This is a genomic window from Escherichia sp. E2586 (assembly GCF_005781105.1).
Lineage (GTDB): Bacteria > Pseudomonadota > Gammaproteobacteria > Enterobacterales > Enterobacteriaceae > Escherichia.
Window position 1 is genome coordinate 81,093 of sequence record NZ_VATN01000013.1, and the last position, 20,042, is coordinate 101,134.

Consider the following 20,042-nt stretch of genomic DNA (forward strand, 5'->3'; position numbering starts at 1 on the left):
ACATCTCTGCATCATTCAACGCTCACTCGCGTTACGCCGTCTGTTTCTATCAGACTGAACCGCACGGGCAAGAAACGCTCCACCACCGCAATATTGGTCAGCAGATGGCATGAGGGATGGGCGACCGTAAATTGTCCCGCGCCCGCCAGCGCCATTGGCAACACTAGCTGGTCAGCAAGATATTCCCCCACCGCCGCCGTGCTTGCCAGGTAGCGCTTCACCTCTTTTATCAGTTGTGCCGCGACCACTTCGGCGCTGACGCGCTTTTCACCGACGACGAAAAAGCGTTCGGTAATATTTTCACTTTCGACTTCAAGCGAGACGGTATTACCCGGCCCCTGGTCGCGCGGCAGGTTATGAATATTCTGCTCATGCAGGGAAAAACTCCCCGCCAGCGTAGCGATTTCACGTTCAGCGACATGCCTCGGCACGCCAGCCAGTAACACCTCACCACGCATCCGCGTAATGTTTCCGCGCTCGCCAAGTAGCAAGGTGTTAAACGATGTCACGGGCGCGACTTCCGTTGCCACCACGCCGCCTCCGGCAGGATAAAAACCGTGGCGTAATAGTGTGGTTTGCTGATGAATTCCTATTTTCGCCAGCAGCGGCTCCAGCACCCGGCGCATAAAATCCGCAGGCGGGGCCGACGGGTTATCGGTGCCGCCGCTCACTTCAACACGCGAAGGCCCATCGGCAAACCACAGCGCGGGCAGCACCGTTTGCAGCACCAGCGTACAACTTCCGGCGCTACCGATAGCAAAGCGATAATCGCCGCCACGCACGTTACCGGGCCGGAAGACCAGGCGCTGCGACCCCAGTTCCGCGCCTTCCACCGTTGCTCTGCAAATTTCCGTCGCCGCCTTTACCGCCATCAGATGCTGGCGCAACAGCCCCGGTTTCGCCCGTCCGGCACGAATGCCGGTGATGGTAAATGGCTGGCCGGTTATCATCGACAGGCTCAGCGCCGAGCGCAGGATCTGCCCGCCGCCTTCGCCCTGTGCGCCATCCAGCGCAATCATCCTTTTCATCATTTATCCTTTTACGCACACCACCTGACGCAGGGTATAGATAACTTCCACCAGATCGCTTTGTGCCGCCATCACCGCATCAATATCTTTATACGCCATCGGGATTTCGTCGATCACTTCGGCATCTTTACGGCATTCCACATGCGCGGTGGCTCGAATTTGGTCTTCCACGCTGAACAGTTTTTTCGCTTTAGTACGGCTCATTACCCGTCCGGCACCGTGGCTGCACGAACAGAACGACTCTTCATTTCCCAGCCCACGGACGATAAAGCTTTTCGCCCCCATCGAACCGGGAATAATTCCATATTGACCAGCACGCGCAGACACCGCCCCTTTACGCGTCACATAGATCTCTTCGCCAAAGTGCTGTTCTTTTTGCACATAGTTGTGGTGACAGTTGATCTTTTCCATCGCCAGCGTTTGCGGCTGTCTTACCTTTTTCTGCGTAATGCTCTGCAACGCCGTTACCACGTTTTCCATCATCGCATCGCGGTTAAGGCTGGCAAAAAGTTGCGCCCAGGCCACGGCTTTCAGGTAATCATCAAAGTATTCCGTACCTTCCATAAAGTACGCCAGGTCACGCGATGGCAGCGTTTCAAGCTGGTCCTGCATCTCTTTTTGCGCCAGATCGATAAAGTAAGTCCCGATGGCGTTACCAATTCCGCGTGAACCGGAGTGCAGCATAATCCACACCTGGTCCGACTCATCAAGGCAGATTTCAATAAAGTGGTTACCCGTTCCCAGCGTTCCCAGGTGTTTATAATTATTGGTATTGAGGAAACGCGGATATTTTTGTGTTAACCACTGATAACCGGCTTCAAGCTCAGCCCATTTAGCATCGACGTTAACAGGCGGATTTTCCCATGCGCCTTTATCACGACGGCTACGATTATTGGAACGCCCGTGCGGTACGGCAGTTTCAATCGCCTGACGCAGCTCCGCCAGGTTTTCAGGCAGGTCTGCCGCCGTTAACGCGGTACGCAGTGCGTTCATTCCACAGCCAATATCCACGCCCACCGCCGCCGGAATAATCGCCCCTTTGGTCGGGATAACGCTACCAATGGTGGAACCTTTACCCAGGTGTACATCAGGCATTACCGCAATATGTTTGAAAATAAACGGCATCTTCGCCGTATTAATAAGTTGCTGACGCGCATCGGCTTCTACCGGCACGCCTTTGGTCCACATTTTTACCGGGGCATTTTCAGTGGTTAGTAATTCGTAATTCATTTTGCTTTTCTCTTTTCGTTGGTATGTCCTGATAATTGCAACCGTCGTGCCAGAAAATTAAATAAGCAGCTTAATTTTTTAATTCATTGTTTTTAAATAGATTATATCTTTACGTCCGTAAACGGAGATTTTCCGCAAAGCCAATTTACCGATAATGAAATATCGTCTTTTATAAGGATATCTAAGATGCGTAAAACAGTGGCTTTTGGTTTTGTCGGCACCGTCCTGGATTATGCCGGACGCGGCAGTCAGCGCTGGTCAAAATGGCGTCCGACGCTCTGTTTATGCCAGCAAGAATCGTTGGTCATCGATCGGCTGGAATTGTTGCACGATGCCCGCTCGCGCTCGCTGTTTGAAACGCTTAAACGCGATATCACCAGCATTTCGCCAGAAACAGAAGTAATGGGCGTTGAGATTGAACTGCATAACCCGTGGGATTTCGAAGAGGTTTACGCCTGCCTGCATGATTTTGCCCGTGGCTACGCGTTTCGCCCTGATAAAGAAGAGTATTTAATTCACATCACCACCGGCACCCACGTGGCGCAGATTTGCTGGTTTCTGCTGGCGGAAGCGCGTTACCTGCCCGCCCGGCTGATACAATCTTCACCACCGCGCAAAAAAGAACAACCGCGCGGCGCAGGTGAAGTGACGATCATCGATCTCGATTTAAGCCGTTATAACGCCATCGCCAGCCGCTTTGCTGAAGAACGCCAGCAAACCCTCGATTTCCTCAAATCCGGCATTGCCACGCGTAACCCCCAATTCAACCGCATGATTGAGCAGATCGAAAAAGTGGCGATTAAATCCCGCGCGCCAATTCTGCTTAACGGCCCGACTGGCGCAGGTAAGTCATTTCTGGCGCGACGCATCTTTGAATTAAAACAGGCGCGGCATCAGTTTAGCGGCGCGTTTGTTGAGGTGAACTGCGCCACCCTGCGCGGCGATACCGCCATGTCGACGCTGTTTGGTCATGTGAAAGGCGCGTTTACCGGGGCGCGGGAATCGCGGGAAGGGCTGCTACGTAGCGCCAACGGCGGGATGTTGTTTCTCGATGAGATTGGCGAACTGGGCGCAGACGAACAGGCAATGCTGCTGAAAGCCATTGAAGAGAAAACCTTTTACCCGTTTGGCAGCGATCGCCAGGTGAGCAGTGATTTTCAGCTTATCGCCGGAACGGTGCGCGATTTGCGCCAGCTGGTTGCCGAAGGCAAATTTCGCGAAGATCTGTACGCGCGGATCAATCTGTGGACCTTCACCCTGCCGGGTCTACGCCAGCGCCAGGAAGATATTGAACCGAACCTGGATTATGAAGTGGAGCGCCACGCCGCGCTCACCGGCGACAGCGTGCGTTTTAACACCGAAGCGCGGCGTGCCTGGCTGGCCTTTGCGACATCTCCCCAGGCAACATGGCGCGGTAACTTTCGCGAGCTTTCTGCCAGCGTCACGCGGATGGCAACCTTTGCCACTAGCGGACGCATCACTCTGGAAGTGGTTGAAGATGAGATAAACCGCCTGCGCTATAACAGGCAGGAGAGCCGCCCTTCGGCACTTACGACGTTGTTAGGCGCAGAGGTGGAGAACATCGATCTCTTCGACCGCCTGCAACTGGAAAACGTTATCGCCGTTTGTCGCCAGGCAAAATCGCTTTCCGCTGCCGGACGACAGCTTTTTGATGTTTCGCGCCAGGGCAAAGCCAGCGTCAATGACGCGGATCGGCTACGCAAATACCTGGCGCGTTTTGGTCTGACGTGGGAAGCCGTGCAGGATCAGCACAGCTCCAGTTGAATATGATGGTCCGTCAGCACCTGCATCACGCCCGCTGGCGGCGGGGCGTCGGTGTAGACGGCATCAACCATGTTGATGCTGCCCATATTGACCATCGCGTTACGGCCAAATTTCGAGTGATCGACAACCAGCATAACGTGACGCGAGTTCTCAATAATGGCGCGTTTGGTGCGAACTTCGTGGTAATCGAACTCCAGCAGCGAGCCGTCGCTATCGATGCCGCTGATCCCCAGAATGCCAAAGTCCAGACGGAACTGAGAGATAAAATCGAGCGTCGCTTCGCCAATGATCCCGCCATCGCGGCTGCGTAATTCGCCTCCGGCGAGAATGATGCGAAAATCTTCTTTTACCATCAACGTGTTAGCAACGTTGAGATTGTTGGTGACAATGCGCAAATTGCTGTGATTGAGCAGCGCGTGCGCCACCGCTTCCGGCGTGGTGCCGATATCGATAAACAGCGTCGAGCCGTTGGGGATTTGCTCCGCCACTTTACGGGCGATGCGCTCTTTTTCTTCGGTCTGGGTGGCCTTGCGATCGTGCCACGGCGTGTTAACCGAACTGGAAGGCAGCGCCGCACCGCCATGATGGCGCAGGATCAGGTTTTGCTCTGCCAGCTCGTTGAGGTCGCGGCGAATAGTCTGCGGGCTGACGGAGAAATGTTCTACCAGCTCTTCGGTGCTGACATAACCCTGCTGTTTAACCAGTTCGATAATACCGTTGTGACGTTGTGTTTGTTTCATTTATAAATCCCTGGAATTATTTTCGTTTTCGCGCATTGAGCGAATCAACAAAAGCCATCGCTAAACCCACGGCTAACCCGGCGATGTGTGCTCCGTTCGCCATCGACATCCCAAACAAATCAAACCATCCGGCGACAATCCAGATCAGCGCGAAGATGATTAACCCACGTTGCAGGTAAATGCCACTTTGCGGATCGCGTTCGCCACGTAGCCAGACGTAGCCCATCAGCGCATACACCACGCCAGAAAGCCCGCCAAACCACGGCCCGCTGAATTTTTGCTGCACATAGCCACTTAACAGGGCGCTAATGAGAGTAATGACAATTAGCTTACCGCTGCCGAGGCGTTTTTCCACCGCACCGCCGAGATACCACCACCAGAGCAAGTTAAAGAGGATATGCATTAGTGAGAAATGCATTAACGCATGGGTGAAGTAGCGCCAGAACTCAAATTTCAGCGTCGGATCGAATGGCCAGGCCAACCATAGCATCACGTCCTGATCGCCAAGGATTTGCATGGCGATAAACACCAGCACGCAGGCGATCATCATCACCCAGGTTACCGGACCTGCACGTTCACGCAAGGCAGCAAAGAAAGGATAACGGCGATAATGCAGGCCACTGCCAGTATGGCCCGCCTGCCAGCTGGCAGCGAGATAACGCGGATCAGCCGGGTTTTCGAGAAAACGCGCCAGCTCCGCCCGCACACGTTCAGCCTGGGATTCATCCGCCAGCCAGACATCGCTTTGATTATGTTGTTGAATCGTGAGGATAACACCCTGCGTCGCCATGTAATCGACAAACGCCTGCGCCACGCGGGGGTTAGCAAAAGAGGTAATCATCAACATTGTTGCTGTCGCTTATTCCACACAAAAGGGGACAGTATAAAGCCTTACGCGCCGTACGCCACCTCTGTGGGAAACTGACGTTGCCAGGCTTCAAAACCGCCATCAATGCTATAGACCACATCGTAGCCCTGTTGCAGCAGATACTGCGCCGCGCCTTTGCTGCTATTACCGTGGTAACACATCACCATCACCGGCGTATCGAAGTCGTTATCACGCATAAACGCGCCCAGTGTGTCGTTAGTCAAATGGAAAGCCTGCGCCGCATGCCCCATTGCGAAACTCTGTGGATCGCGAATATCGACCAGCACCGCCTCTTTTTCCTGCAACTTCTGGTGCGCGTCGGCAACGTTAATACATTCGAACTGATCCATGCGTCTCTCTTTCTTTACAAACAAGTGGGCAAATTTACCGCACAGTTTACGTCGAAGCGGCAGATAAACGCCATAATGTTATACATATCACTCTAAAATGTTTTTTCAATGTTACCTAAAGCGCGATTCTTTGCTAATATGTTCGATAACGAACATTTATGAGCTTTAACGAAAGTGAATGAGGGCAGCATGGAAACCAAAGATCTGATTGTGATAGGGGGCGGCATCAATGGTGCTGGTATCGCGGCAGACGCCGCTGGACGCGGTTTATCCGTGCTGATGCTGGAGGCGCAGGATCTCGCTTGCGCGACCTCCTCCGCCAGTTCAAAACTCATTCACGGTGGCCTGCGCTACCTTGAGCACTATGAATTCCGCCTGGTCAGCGAGGCGCTGGCCGAACGTGAAGTGCTACTGAAAATGGCACCGCATATCGCCTTCCCGATGCGTTTTCGCCTGCCGCATCGCCCACATCTGCGCCCGGCGTGGATGATTCGTATTGGTCTGTTCATGTACGATCATCTGGGCAAACGCACCAGCCTGCCAGGATCAACCGGTTTGCGTTTTGGCGCAAATTCAGTGTTAAAACCGGAAATTAAGCGCGGATTCGAATATTCCGACTGTTGGGTTGACGACGCCCGTCTGGTACTCGCCAACGCCCAGATGGTTGTGCGTAAAGGCGGTGAAGTGCTTACTCGTACTCGTGCCACTTCTGCTCGCCGCGAAAACGGCCTGTGGATTGTGGAAGCGGAAGATATTGATACTGGCAAAAAATATACATGGCAGGCGCGCGGCCTAGTTAACGCCACTGGCCCGTGGGTGAAACAGTTCTTCGACGACGGCATGCATTTGCCCTCGCCTTATGGCATTCGCCTGATCAAAGGCAGCCATATTGTGGTGCCGCGCGTGCATACCCAAAAACAAGCCTACATTCTGCAAAACGAAGATAAACGTATTGTCTTTGTGATCCCGTGGATGGACGAGTTTTCCATCATCGGCACTACCGATGTAGAGTACAAAGGCGATCCAAAAGCAGTGAAGATTGAAGAGAGTGAAATCAATTACCTGCTGAAAGTGTATAACACGCACTTTAAAAAGCAGTTAAGCCGGAACGATATCGTCTGGACCTACTCCGGCGTGCGCCCACTGTGTGATGACGAGTCCGATTCGCCGCAGGCTATTACCCGTGATTACACCCTTGATATTCATGATGAAAACGGCAAAGCACCGCTGCTGTCGGTATTTGGCGGTAAGCTGACCACCTACCGCAAACTGGCGGAACATGCGCTGGAAAAACTGACGCCGTATTATCAGGGTATTGGCCCGGCGTGGACGAAAGAGAGCGTGCTGCCGGGTGGTGCCATTGAAGGCGACCGCGATGACTACGCCGCCCGCTTGCGCCGCCGCTATCCATTCATTACGGAATCGCTGGCACGTCATTACGCGCGCACTTACGGCAGCAACAGCGAGCTGCTGCTCGGCAATGCGGGGGCGATAAGCGACCTCGGGGAAGATTTCGGTCATGAGTTTTACGAAGCGGAGCTGAAATACTTGGTGGATCACGAATGGGTCCGTCGCGCCGACGATGCCCTGTGGCGTCGCACGAAACAAGGTATGTGGCTGAATGCGGAACAACAGTCTCGTGTGAGTCAGTGGCTGGTGGAGTATACGCAGCAGAAGTTGTCGCTGGCGTCGTAAACTAACGTAAGGTGGCCAGGTCAGATTTCAATCTGACCTACTTTTTGATTCAGGGAATTACCGCAAAGCCCACGCCATCATACCCAACGTAACAAAACTAAGGCACGTTCCCCACTCGCTCCACATCCGCCCCTGGCTTCTATTTTTGCTACGCCACTGGCAGTAATATCCCAACGCAAAACCAAGCTGGGCGCTTGTCGGACCGATAAAGCCAGTCCACGGTTGGGGCCAAAATGGCGAAAAATTCAGTGGGGGCCAGACAACTGTCAGAAAGAAACTGCGCATATTTTCCAGCAACGCAATTTTCGCTGGTGCGACGTAAAAAATGATATTCCACAGGAGCAGCCAGAAATAAACTGGTGCAAATACCAGCCAACAATGCAGTTTGCTTTTTAATTTAGGTGGCGTTCTGCGAGCAAATTGCCAACCGACGCAGCACATTACACAGAAGAAAAGCGCATATTCGACCGATAACCAAAGTTGTAATTCCAGAAATGAAATACGCCTGATCATGAGCGGGATAGAGAACAGTATCTCCCCCAGAAAACTCAGCGTTATAACAGAAGCAGCCAGCGCAACTACCGTCGGCCATATCAACAACGGTACAATAATAAAGCCGAGAATTAGCGGGGGAATATAAAGTCTGATTTTATTCATCTTTATTGTCCTGATGATTCGGATGATGCGTCATACATCGCGCATAAACACTCATCAACCATCCAGTCATCTTCCCAGACCTGATATCGTGTGCCCTGTTCAGGCTGTTTAAGCGGGTTTTCAATCGCTTGCCGCGCGCGTTCTTTCAGGATGGATTGCTTGTTGTCAGCCCAGGTATTGATTTGGGCGGTAATAGTTTTATCGTCATCATCCTGCTCAAAGCTGCTATTTGTTCCTGCTGACTCAGGCAATATTCACAACAAACCACACATTGCTTCGGCACTGGATAACGGTGAAAGGTGTGATATATCTGCTCAATTAATGCCTGCATGGCGGGGCTGGGTTGCATAATTATCCCCTCGCCCGCTGGTCGCGTGTAAACGGTTGATAGATAAAACGAACATTTGCTGCGTTCAGGCGAATAATAGTAGTATCCATATTATTTCTCCTGCTTTAAGGTTGCGTTTTATACAGCGGCACATATCCCACATCCTCTACCAATTGCTGCCCCTGCGGGCTTAAAAACCAGTCGACGAATTTCTGCGTCTCCGGCGTGGGGTTTTCACGCGTCACCATATAAGCATCAATTATGTACGGATAAGTGCCGTTACGGATATTTTCCTCTGTAGGCGCAACACCGTTTATAGCCAGCAGTTTGATCTGTTTGCGCATTTTGAGCATATTGTCATTCATACGTGTGACGTAATAGTGGAAGGTGTATCCAATGGAAGATGGTGTGTTTTGATAGTCGGCGACTTCGGTAATTAAACCGCCCATAAGATCAATAACAGTGGATTTTTTGGCTGGCAGCATTGGAGTGTCTTGCATAACCAGTCCCTTCATAACCGTTTGGCTTCCAGAATCTTCTGGCCGCTGCCAGACTTTTATGCGGTCGTCACCACCACCCACTTTATTCCAGCGACTCACTTTACCGCTAAAAATGTCTTTGACCTGCTGTTCGCTAAGTGAATTAACCGGGTTTTTGATATCAACGATAAAGACAAAGGCTTCGCGGGCAAACGCGGTATATTTCAGCTTAACTCCCGCTTCTTCTGCACGTTTTTTCTGCCCTTCAGACGGTTGCGCGACAAAAATAACCGTCGCAGTACATTTAATCAGACTATCGTAGGCTTCCGCTGTTCGGGTTTGCTGTAAACCATACGCCTGCCAGGCCAGCGAAGTTTGATCCGCATCTTTCGGCTCCGGCACTAATTCATAATATGCAGAAGCATACAGCGGGTATAAAGCTGTTGCACCGTACACTCTCGGCCATCTTGTCCAATCTTCGCTGTAGCGTAATTCAGGTTCTCCCCGCAGAGACGTCAGGCCATGGCTCTCTTCTTCCCTGACGCTGTTATAGTACCCTTCCCGGTCGGCGCATCCCGCCAGTAATACTGCACCTAACAGTAAAACGCCTGTGAATTTATTCATCGCGCTGATTCCTTTGCATCGAATTTTATTTCATTGTTGGATACATCGGCACATATCCCACATCTTCCACCAGGCTCTGCCCTACCGATGGCTAAAAGCGGGCTAATCCGTTTCTGCACTGACTCACATATCACTGATATTCCACCCGTAAAACAGCCAGGGCGTTATAACGCCCCGCGGCAGGTAGTCGCCCTGTGGTACTGACGGGGAGAGACAGAAAAGTCACGTCTGCCGTCTGAGCGGATGCTGCCCGGTTTTCTATTAACTTAAATGGTACTCCAACATGAGTAGCAAGAGCGTTCAAATCTACGGACTCCTGTTGGCTATCCATAATCATAATGCCAACGTCTGGGTTATCCTCCGCCTGAAGAATACTTTGCCGACCGTTAACATCTCTCGTTGATGAAATATTGCCATCAAAAACCAACGTCATTACGGCATCAATATCTTTGTTCGTGCAATTGATCGGAATAGTGGTTGCAACTGGAGAAATACCTGTTGGCTTCACTCCAGCGCCAGCCCGACTTAACTCACTAGCCCAGACATCAGGCATATTAACGGTAAAACTGGTGCCCTCATTAATTGTGCAGCCTTGTGGAACCTCAATATTTAAGTTGCCAATATAAGCATTAAATACAGGAACGGGGCCATGTTCAGTTGGGAACTGGCTAACGTACAAAGAAACTAGTAGCACACTATTTATTGAGACATCGGATATTATTTTTTTATCCAGTCTGATTTTTATATATCCCTCTGTTCCTGAGGTCCAATCAGATGGTTTACTTCTGTCTGCTGGATAATTGGTGCTATAGTTATCAAAAGGTACTGTTTTATCTGTCATTGTGCCATTTTTATTATAGAGTTTTATATGTGTCGAGACAGATATTTCATGAGTCAAAGGAATAAATATATCGCTCCCCTGATGATCACCAGATGCTCCCGACGGGTCAATTCCAGACACACCGGAAAAATAAACTTCATAATCATCAAGAGAATTGCAATATGCCTTATAACGCCCTATTTTCCAGTTCTGCGTTGGTAATACCGTTCCAGGAGAGTTATTATTGACATCTGAGACAGTAATAGTACCAAAATTATAAGAAAATACTGCTGGCGTACTGTTATTACCAGGAGAACCAGGATAACAAAAAGCGCGATCACGTCCCATATCTTCAGCATACACAATGTTATAGAAATTACTGATTAAAAGAATAGAAAATATAAAGATTGCTTTTATATTTCCCCAAAAACAAGTAAACATCATGCCTCTCCAGTTATCCATGTATCGCTGCTGCACCCATAGCATTATTTTGCAAAACATTTAATTTCACACTCCATACAGGTAAAGCATTATTGTAAAGATCCAACGTCTGCCAGTTAATCTCGCAATATCCTTGCCCCTGACACCAATTCTGTTGACGATGGCTAAATGGTGCGACCATGCCACCATTTATGTTTTTACCATCAATAGATAAATTATAGAGTGTCACATACCAGGGAGTAGGATTAAAAACAGTGACAGCCTCATTGCTTCGCGACCAGCGTAACTGCTGATAAGCGTTAAGTGGATTACCTGATAACGCCTCCGGGCGATAAAATATTTTCATCCGGTTGCGTACAGCTACCTGGAGTTGATTTTCGTGCTTAAGCTGTGAGTCTTGTTCCTGAGCAGGTAACGCAGCAACATTCAGTATAAATAAACTCTCACGATCTGTAGGTAACTGACCACCTACGCGATTAATTCTTATTTTGGTATTTTTATCTTGTTTAAGAACCAATAATGGTGGCGTAGCAATAAATGCCTTATCTGGAAGTAAAGGCTGAGATTCTACTGTCCCATTTAACTGACGTCCATCATCAGGTGTCACGGAAATTTTAACCAGCATATCTTTACTGGCAGTATTTTTAAGCTCGACCGAAATTGATGACTGCTTTTCTGGGTAAACAAAACGGGTACCGCCAACGACAACCCCTGCTTGCGCATTTACGCAACATATTAAAAAGCATATCAGCACATTAATCATAAGTGACGATAAAGGAAACTGATGCATTCGCATCTCCTGGTTGTACATCATTTTTTATCGCTTTATAAGCAGCAAAGAAATGCAATGTATTATCTACCAATGGCGTAAGGGCATAACTGGTACTTTTTATACCATTACTAATACTTTGTTTGTTGTTATCATAAATAGCCAGTGCTAACCCCTCAACAGATCCCTCTTCCAGTTTATACAGAGTGGTATCTTCACTCACTGATGCTCCATCAAATTTGATATTGGCATTACTGACATCACTGCCACATCGGGTTAATTTTATAGAGAAGTCAATTTTTTCAGTGATATCCCCTGAATTTTTAACCCTATAACTGGGAACATCAGGCATGTTAACCGTGAAATTTTTAGACTCATCGGCAACAATACAAGTCTTTGCCGTTATTATTCCTTCTATACGTACAATACCTGCATGCGTTGTATCATCAGCAATGGATGGTATTGATATCACGGAGAATAACAGAGCAATTAAATTCCAATAGCGCGTCATATTATCCTCACTGATAGTCTATATCAAAGTACAACAGTGCATTCGCCTGCCCCGCATGTACGTTTTGCTGAGTTGACTTATAGCGGAGTTTAAAGGCCAAACTGGCATCGCCATTATTATCTAAAACTAATTCCCGGAAGCCTGACTCACCATTAATTGCTATAATTTTATCATTGCTATCTAAAATTTCGACGCCCACTCCAGTTGCACTATCTGCACTGGAAGTAAGGCGTAATAAGGTGGTATTGATAGCATCTGTATCCCCGCTAAACCGCACATTAGCACTAACTCCTGAACTATAAACAGTACTGGTTGTCGTTGGACACCCTTCCAGATTTATTGTAAATGTACGGCTACCAGAAACATCTCCCACATTTAAAAAATCATTGACGTCATAAGTTCCCATGTTTACTGGCTGGTCTTTACTTCCAGCTGTAATATCACACGTTTTTGCTAATAACTGGCCTGTAAATGTGACCACTACGGTATCGTTAGCCAGTGCATTATATGAAACCACCATCATGGATAATGAAGTGAAAATTAATAAAATAAATTTCTGTAATATATTCATCAGCGGCACTCCAGATTTGCATAGCTAATAGCATTATCTAGCTCACTTTCCGGTAATTGATAGCTTGCCTGACATTGCTGATAAGAACTTTCTCCCCACTGTATATTTATTATGCCTTGCAAAGGCAAACCGGAGAGATAAACCTGCCCACTGTCACCCACTATTCCTGTAATCTGAGTGGTTCCCTCAGTGGGTACACTGGCCGTCGCACCAAATGGAACTGGTTTATTACGATAGCTCAAATTAAATAAAGCACGAATACCGACATGGGCATTAAACTCAGCGCGAACTAAAGCGCCTTTACTGGGTATCACTTCCATGCTAGTGGCATCTAATTCTGTATGCATGTTCATAGACATAGGGTCTAAAGAGATATTATTACGCCGATACTCCGTGGCATAAGGTACGACAGCATAGCCACGCCAGTCTGTCTTAACCCCCGTTCCGCGTTCCACATTTACATTGTTTGCCCCAGGTGCTTTTATCAGTATATTTGTTTCACCTAACGGCTGACTTAGCGTTAAACCATTTTCGTGAACAACCATGGCACCACTTAAACCATAGTTAAATTGCTGGTTACCATTATTATCGTAGCTGTATCCGGAATTTAGTGAACCATAAGTACCACGGTAATTTAAACCTACCGAGCCATTTCCGGTATTATTCTGATTGGCAAAATTTTGTTGAATATTATAGTTGAGATTATGTTGTTCCAGCAGTGAGCCAGATACTCCAGCATACTGATTCACATGACCGCTATTATCCTGACTGTAACCATAGGTCGCTGTCATAGAATTTGTCGCAGTGCGCCCATCGACTGCTGGTGATAACCAATTGCTGATCGGCAATGATATATTGACGGATAAGATTCTGTCCGCATCTGAACCTGGTGATTTGCTGTAATTATAAGCAATGTTTAAATAAACCCCATGCACACTCGTATTATAGCCAGCCTGGTATAAGGTATCTTTATTATTCGTATTCCAGTAAGTTTGTTGACTCGCTGCCAAATACATAGAGCCATATTCGCCCAATGGTTGCGATATATTTGCCTGAAATTTTCCTTTTTTGTTATAACGTAAATTATAAAAATCATTCCAGTTATAAACATAGTCTTTTTCATTAAGGGTATCAGGATCGATAACCGTACCTGACATTTGTTTGTATGTGGTATCACTCAACGAATAAAATCCCTCCGTCGAGTAGCGATAACCAATAATCTGAAAAGCTGTACCTGTTTGCACTAACGATTTTGAGTATAGAAAACGGTACGATTGCCCTTGATGTTTACTGCCATCAGCAAGTGTGCTATTGGCTTGCGTCAAATCAAATGAGGTCGCACCAAACATACCAAGGTTGAACCCAAGCCCGAGTGCTATTGCCCGATAATTATTAGAGTATTGTATCCCTCCATAGGCGGTAATATCCCAGGGTAACCCCCAAATCACATCGCCTTGAAAGATATTCGGATTATTTTGATTATAGCTATTACTACGATATTTACCGGCCGTCGCAGAATATTTTATATGTCCTTCGCGTTGAAGGATGGGTACAGCGGCGTAAGGAATAGTATAGATAGTTTCGGAATTATCAGACTCTTTGATCGTAACTTCCAAATCCCCTGCGGAAGACGTAGGGTTCAGATCGTTGATTTCAAAAGGCCCAGGGGGAGTATAGGTCTGATAAATAACATAACCATTTTGTTTAATCGTTACCTGAGCATTACTTTTAGCAATGCCGCGCACAGTAGGGGCAAAGCCACTTTGGCTATCCGGCAGCATGTTTTCGTCGGACTCAAGTTTAGCACCGCGAATACTCACGCTGTCGAAAACATCTGATGAAGACCAGGTATCACCCAGTGTTAATTCACTTTTGAACGGAATAATTACCCGTTGTAACGTACTACTCACATGTGCAATTTTACCCGGAGAATTACCTGAACGACTCCATGTAGAATAATCACGAAAACGCCACGCACCTAAATTTAAACCTGAACGAAGATTTAAATAATAACTATCAGACGCATAGTCTCCACGATCGCTGTTACCAGAAAAGTCATAATTAATAAGAACAGCCGGGATACCATTATCCCATTCCTCAGGTGGGATATAACCACGTGCTTCATGCTTTAATATTGCCTGCGGGAAGGTCAGTTTGAGTCGTTGCGCATCCAGTTCAGGAGTATATTGAACTTCAGCAAACCATATACGTAAATCGAGACAATGATTTCCCTCTGCTTGCGCCTGCTCCGGCAATGCACTTTTGTTAATTCCTAAAGTAACTAACTCATCGAGCGAAAAACAGGGAATCAACTGATTCTGCTCATCAGCTTTGAAAGTAACCTTACGTGATGTCAAAGGCGAATCATTGACCCATATTTCAACCTCATAGCTACCTGGCAGATACGTCATCCCTTTCTCAAAACGAGATAAATCAGCAACAGCTTCTGTATCACCCGACAAAAAGGCAGGATTAAAGCGCATACCCGCCACTGAACACGTAGGCAAAAGTGTCAGGAGAAGCGGTATACACAGCCTCATCTGCTTTTTCCTTGCCATCCAGTGTTCGAGTTTTCTGAGCTTTAGGTTCATATCCCTGACCTGAGTTGCTTTAACGTTTTAATCTTCCAGGTTTATTGCATCGTTCCCTTTTGCCTGGCCGTTGTGGCACCGTAATCATTGATAGTTTGATAAGTAATTTCGCCCGCTAACGTCACCGGAGAAGAAACTGTGATGTCACTTTTCGGGGGAACAAACGCATTGGGTAATTTTGCCCCTTGCATCCTGATTCCTGTCACCGTCAGGTAATAGGGAGAAGGATTAATGATTCTCAGCTGTTTACCTTCGTATTTAAATCGCAGCATATCCCGTGCTTTACCAGCCTGAATGGGTAAATTAGTCGGACGGTAAAATAATTTAATTCTGTTTTGTAACGCCAGTTGCAACGTGTTTTTCTGAGTATTCTTCTCATCCGTCGGCGGAATCGCTTTCACATTCATCCAGAATAATGTTTCACGATCAGTCGGTAACTGTGTTTTACCAATAAACATTATCCTCAATGATGCCTCTTTTCGCGTTGGCAACATAAATAAAGGAGGCGTAACCACAAAATCCTGACTTTTTTTACTGCTTTGATTGTCATCAATCCATGACTGGATTAAATAGCTGGTGTTAGCCCCACCATTCTGTACACTTAGCGTAATTTGCTGACTGTCCGATGGATAAACCAGACGCGTAGAACCAAGACCGAAACCACCCGCAGCCATAGCGTTGACAGATATGGCGGACAGCAAAAATAGAGCCGCTGCCCTTATGGCATATTGAGTCTTCAGCAAAGAATTTATATTTCTATTGGCTAAACATTTATTTTTTGAAATCCATCTCATACTGCATCCTTGTAGATGAAATTAATTGTAATTGCTGATACGTGTCTATTTATTATAAATAAACACGTAATATTAATTTCAGGCTACAATTAACTGTAACCTGAAATTATCTTGCTGTAATTATTCGTACAGCACAACGAAACTTGCCGTAGCTTTCACCAGACCTGGTGCAACGGTACTACCGTTCTGCGCATAGCCCGCGGTAAATGCGGCAGTATAATCATGTTTGGCTGCATCGCCAGGAATCACGTAAGCTGCCGAAGAACTACTCCCCTGAGGAGTTTGTGTATTCAGTTTAATCAGACCATCAGCTGTCGTGTTTTTAGAATAAATACGAATCCCTACACCTGTTGCACCTGCTTCGCCAGTACTATCAGCATCAGCGGCCCCTTCAACTTCATTGGCAAGCGTCTGGTTGGCACTGTCTGCTACGCCAGTAAAACGAAATTCAATGTTTTGACTGTCTGTATTGCTGCAGTCGGTCAGTTTAATGTTGAAGTCAGTCTGGTTACTGGCACCCGTTGCTTCGGTATCAATGCCCGTGAAAGCGTTAGAAGGTACGACTGGCAGTACCACTTCAATCTGTTTCGATTCTGTAGCAACCTTACACGTCGCTTTAACCACACGACCAGTAAAGCGGATGTTTCCGCCCATCGCATCGGTGTTGCTATCCATATCGGTGAGTTTTGGATAATCAACGGTGCTCCAGTCTGTATCCGCACCACCAAATTGTGATGCATCGCCTGGCGCAGCAGTTACCGCAGTTGACATCAGCATACCTGATGCGAGTAAAACTACGGATAAATTAGATAGATTGAATTTCATTTATACCTTTCCTTTTGTTAAAAAATCCAAGCAATATTGGCGATTATTTTTACATTCAGCTTTAACAAATCACATTATTTAAATGAATAAAGCTGGTGTGGTTAATCCCAGAAAAATTAAGAGATAGAATGGCTGGAAAATATTATATGAGCTGCTTGGTAATGTAACTAAAAGAATCAATGCTCGCAATAATTGACTTTATATAAAAATACAGTCATTTGAAAACAAAGGAGTTTATTTTAGAAAGAAGAACTGAGGAGTGAGTAAATATATAAACACGACAAATGATTTATTATTTATTTATAATGTTCGTTATATGGAACATTCCCTGATGAGGTACCTTATTAATAAATAACAAATATTAATTATATATTGATAGCATATGTAAATTTTCATGATATTTTGTTTATCTGATATAAAAATGCCGTGTGCCCATTAACGGTAGCTTTAAGGGAACACACGGCAGTTATCACTTTACGAACTTACAATCTCACTGGATCAATATGCCAGATATGATCGGCGTACTCTTTTATCGTACGGTCTGAAGAGAAGTAGCCCATATTGGCGATGTTCAGCATCGCTTTTGCAGTCCACTCTTCCTGACGCTCGTAGAGTTCGTCGACTTTATCCTGACAATCGACATAGCTGCGATAATCCGCCAGCACCTGATAGTGGTCGCCAAAGTTGATCAGCGAATCAACCAGATCGCGGTAACGGCCTGGGTCTTCAGGGCTGAACACGCCGCTGCCGATTTGCGTCAGCACCTGATGCAGCTCTTCATCTTTCTCGTAGTATTCACGCGGTTTGTAACCCTGACGACGCAGTTCTTCCACCTCTTCCGCAGTGTTACCAAAGATAAAGATATTGTCATCACCGACATGATCCAGCATCTCGACGTTCGCGCCGTCCAGCGTACCGATAGTCAGCGCGCCGTTAAGAGCAAACTTCATGTTACTGGTGCCGGAGGCTTCCGTCCCCGCCAGTGAAATCTGTTCAGACAGATCGGCCGCCGGAATGATCAACTGCGCCAGACTAACGCTGTAGTTCGGAATAAACACCACTTTCAGCTTGTCGCCAATCTGCGGATCGTTGTTGATCACTTTAGCAACATCGTTGATCAAATGGATAATGTGCTTCGCCATGTAATAAGCCGAAGCGGCCTTGCCGCCAAAAATATTCACGCGCGGCACCCAATTAGCATCCGGATCGGCCTTGATACGGTTATAACGAGTGATAACGTGCAACACATTCATCAATTGACGTTTGTATTCGTGAATACGTTTGATCTGCACATCAAACAGCGCCTTCGGATTCACCACCACATTCAACTGCTGGGCGATGTACTCGGCCAGACGTTTTTTGTTATCCAGCTTCGCCTGATGCACCGCATGGTTGACCATCGGGAAATCACAGTGCTGTTGCAGCTCGCTCAGCTGGCTAAGGTCGGTGCGCCAGTTACGGCCCAGGTGTTCGTCCAGCACGGCTGAAAGCGATGGGTTTGCTACCGCCAGCCAGCGACGCGGCGTCACACCGTTGGTAACGTTGGTGAAACGACCCGGGAAGATTTTCGCAAAATCAGCAAACAGTGACTGCACCATCAGGTTAGAGTGCAACTCCGAAACACCGTTGACTTTATGACTCACGACAACCGCCAGCCAGGCCATCCGCACACGACGCCCGTTGGATTCATCAATGATTGACGCCCGTCCCAGCAGGTCAGTGTCGTTCGGATACTGCTCTTGCAAGGTTTTCAGGAAATAGTCATTAATTTCAAAGATTATCTGCAAGTGACGCGGCAGAATTTTACCCAGCATATCGACCGGCCAGGTTTCCAGCGCCTCGCTCATCAGCGTGTGGTTGGTGTAAGAGAAGACCTCGCAACACACTTCAAAAGCGTCATCCCAGCTGAATTTATGCTCGTCAATCAGCAGACGCATCAATTCAGGAATCGACAGCACCGGATGGGTGTCATTGAGATGAATCGCGATTTTATCTGCCAGATTATCGTAGGTTTTATGCAGCTGATAATGGCGGCTTAAAATGTCCTGAATGGTCGAGGAAACCAGGAAGTATTCCTGACGCAGACGCAGTTCACGCCCGGAATAAGTGGAGTCGTCCGGGTACAGTACGCGAGATACGTTCTCGGAGTGGTTTTTGTCTTCCACCGCCGCGAAGTAGTCACCCTGATTGAATTTACCCAGGTTAATTTCGCTACTGGCTTGTGCGCTCCATAAACGCAGGGTATTAGTTGCGTCAGTGTCATAGCCGGGGATTATCTGGTCATAAGCAACGGCCAGAATTTCTTCAGTTTCAATCCAGCGTGTTTTCTTGCCTTCTTGCTGAATACGTCCGCCAAAACGCACTTTGTAGCGCGTATTGTGTCGTTTAAATTCCCACGGGTTGCCGTACTCCAGCCAGTAGTCCGGTGACTCTTTCTGGCTGCCGTTAACGATGTTCTGCTTGAACATGCCGTAGTCGTAACGAATACCGTAGCCGCGACCTGGTAACCCTAAAGTCGCCAGAGAATCCAGGAAGCAGGCCGCCAGACGCCCCAGACCGCCGTTACCGAGGCCAGGGTCATTTTCCTCATCAATCAACTCTTCGAGATTTAACCCCATCGACTCCAGCGCCCCCTGGACATCGTCATAAATACCTAACGACAGCATGGCGTTGGAGAGAGTACGACCGATCAAAAACTCCATCGACAGATAGTAAACCTGACGAGTTTCTTGCGACAGCTGGGCACGATTCGAGCGTAACCAGCGCTCCACGAGACGATCGCGCACAGCAAATAACGTTGCGTTCAGCCATTCATGTTTATTGGCAACGACAGGATCCTTGCCAATCGTAAACATCAGCTTATAAGCGATAGAGTGCTTAAGAGCTTCTACGCTAAGCGTGGGCGATGAATATGTAAACGGAGCATTCATATAGGC

17 protein-coding genes and 1 pseudogene are annotated in these 20,042 nt (G+C 47.6%); 2 read left to right on the top strand and 16 right to left on the bottom strand.

Annotated elements, in window-relative coordinates; all coding sequences use genetic code 11:
- Nucleotides 1–11: 11 nt before the first annotated feature.
- Both rtcA and rtcB read right to left on the bottom strand, forming a co-directional pair.
- On the bottom strand, nt 12–1,028 hold the full coding sequence (gene rtcA, locus FEK50_RS14180) for an RNA 3'-terminal phosphate cyclase (RefSeq protein ID WP_131161891.1): 1,017 nt from the start codon (nt 1,026–1,028) through the stop codon (nt 12–14).
- Nucleotides 1,029–1,031: 3 nt separating this feature from the next.
- A complete protein-coding gene (gene rtcB / locus FEK50_RS14185; RefSeq protein ID WP_131161844.1) occupies nt 1,032–2,258 on the bottom strand; it encodes an RNA-splicing ligase RtcB in 1,227 nt (408 codons plus the stop codon).
- Between the two features lie 186 nt (nt 2,259–2,444).
- On the opposite strand from rtcB, the gene rtcR reads away from it, so the two are divergent.
- Complete coding sequence (gene rtcR / locus FEK50_RS14190) at nt 2,445–4,043, top strand: DNA-binding transcriptional regulator RtcR (RefSeq protein WP_131161845.1); 1,599 nt, start codon at nt 2,445–2,447, stop codon at nt 4,041–4,043.
- Here rtcR and FEK50_RS14195 read toward each other — a convergent pair.
- Genes FEK50_RS14195 through glpE form a run of 3 tightly spaced genes read right to left on the bottom strand, consistent with a single transcriptional unit; the run spans nt 4,025 to nt 6,001 of the window.
- Nucleotides 4,025–4,783, bottom strand: a complete 759-nt coding sequence (locus tag FEK50_RS14195) for a DeoR/GlpR family transcriptional regulator (protein WP_130209015.1) — start codon at nt 4,781–4,783, stop codon at nt 4,025–4,027. The two genes, rtcR and FEK50_RS14195, sit on opposite strands and share 19 nt — an antisense overlap.
- A gap of 16 nt (nt 4,784–4,799) precedes the next feature.
- Complete coding sequence (gene glpG / locus FEK50_RS14200) at nt 4,800–5,630, bottom strand: rhomboid family intramembrane serine protease GlpG (RefSeq protein ID WP_130221379.1); 831 nt, start codon at nt 5,628–5,630, stop codon at nt 4,800–4,802.
- Between the two features lie 44 nt (nt 5,631–5,674).
- Nucleotides 5,675–6,001 (bottom strand): thiosulfate sulfurtransferase GlpE, encoded by a 327-nt coding sequence (gene glpE / locus FEK50_RS14205; RefSeq protein ID WP_130221378.1) that lies wholly within the window; start codon nt 5,999–6,001, stop codon nt 5,675–5,677.
- Nucleotides 6,002–6,190: 189 nt separating this feature from the next.
- On the opposite strand from glpE, the gene glpD reads away from it, so the two are divergent.
- Nucleotides 6,191–7,696, top strand: coding sequence for a glycerol-3-phosphate dehydrogenase (glpD, locus tag FEK50_RS14210; protein ID WP_131161846.1), 1,506 nt, complete (start codon nt 6,191–6,193; stop codon nt 7,694–7,696).
- A gap of 57 nt (nt 7,697–7,753) precedes the next feature.
- On the opposite strand, the gene FEK50_RS14215 is transcribed toward glpD, so the two are convergent.
- From FEK50_RS14215 to glgP, 11 genes and pseudogenes are all read right to left on the bottom strand, one after another.
- Complete coding sequence (locus FEK50_RS14215; RefSeq protein ID WP_131161847.1) at nt 7,754–8,353, bottom strand: hypothetical protein; 600 nt, start codon at nt 8,351–8,353, stop codon at nt 7,754–7,756.
- 2 nt (nt 8,354–8,355) lie between these two features.
- Nucleotides 8,356–8,702, bottom strand: a pseudogene (locus FEK50_RS14220) (hypothetical protein).
- A gap of 104 nt (nt 8,703–8,806) precedes the next feature.
- Nucleotides 8,807–9,784: a PstS family phosphate ABC transporter substrate-binding protein gene (locus FEK50_RS14225; RefSeq protein WP_131161848.1), complete on the bottom strand. Its 978-nt coding sequence runs from the start codon at nt 9,782–9,784 to the stop codon at nt 8,807–8,809.
- Nucleotides 9,785–9,914: 130 nt separating this feature from the next.
- Nucleotides 9,915–11,045, bottom strand: coding sequence for a fimbrial protein (locus FEK50_RS14230; protein WP_171025404.1), 1,131 nt, complete (start codon nt 11,043–11,045; stop codon nt 9,915–9,917).
- 13 nt (nt 11,046–11,058) lie between these two features.
- Nucleotides 11,059–11,835: a molecular chaperone gene (locus FEK50_RS14235; protein ID WP_131161849.1), complete on the bottom strand. Its 777-nt coding sequence runs from the start codon at nt 11,833–11,835 to the stop codon at nt 11,059–11,061.
- Entirely contained in the window at nt 11,801–12,325 is a 525-nt protein-coding gene (locus tag FEK50_RS14240; protein ID WP_130209027.1) for a fimbrial protein, read from the bottom strand. The genes FEK50_RS14235 and FEK50_RS14240 overlap by 35 nt, the downstream gene beginning before the upstream one ends.
- 7 nt (nt 12,326–12,332) lie before the next feature.
- Nucleotides 12,333–12,896, bottom strand: a complete 564-nt coding sequence (locus tag FEK50_RS14245) for a fimbrial protein (RefSeq protein ID WP_130209029.1) — start codon at nt 12,894–12,896, stop codon at nt 12,333–12,335.
- Complete coding sequence (locus FEK50_RS14250) at nt 12,896–15,487, bottom strand: fimbrial biogenesis usher protein (RefSeq protein WP_165488998.1); 2,592 nt, start codon at nt 15,485–15,487, stop codon at nt 12,896–12,898. Before FEK50_RS14250 ends, FEK50_RS14245 begins: the two co-directional genes overlap by 1 nt.
- A 41-nt stretch (nt 15,488–15,528) precedes the next feature.
- The gene (locus FEK50_RS14255; protein WP_130260952.1) at nt 15,529–16,281 is read right to left on the bottom strand and encodes a fimbria/pilus periplasmic chaperone; all 753 of its coding nucleotides are present in this window, start codon (nt 16,279–16,281) and stop codon (nt 15,529–15,531) included.
- 120 nt (nt 16,282–16,401) lie between these two features.
- Entirely contained in the window at nt 16,402–17,106 is a 705-nt protein-coding gene (locus tag FEK50_RS14260; RefSeq protein ID WP_130209033.1) for a fimbrial protein, read from the bottom strand.
- 482 nt (nt 17,107–17,588) lie between these two features.
- Entirely contained in the window at nt 17,589–20,036 is a 2,448-nt protein-coding gene (gene glgP, locus FEK50_RS14265) for a glycogen phosphorylase (protein WP_130209035.1), read from the bottom strand.
- Nucleotides 20,037–20,042: the final 6 nt, after the last annotated feature.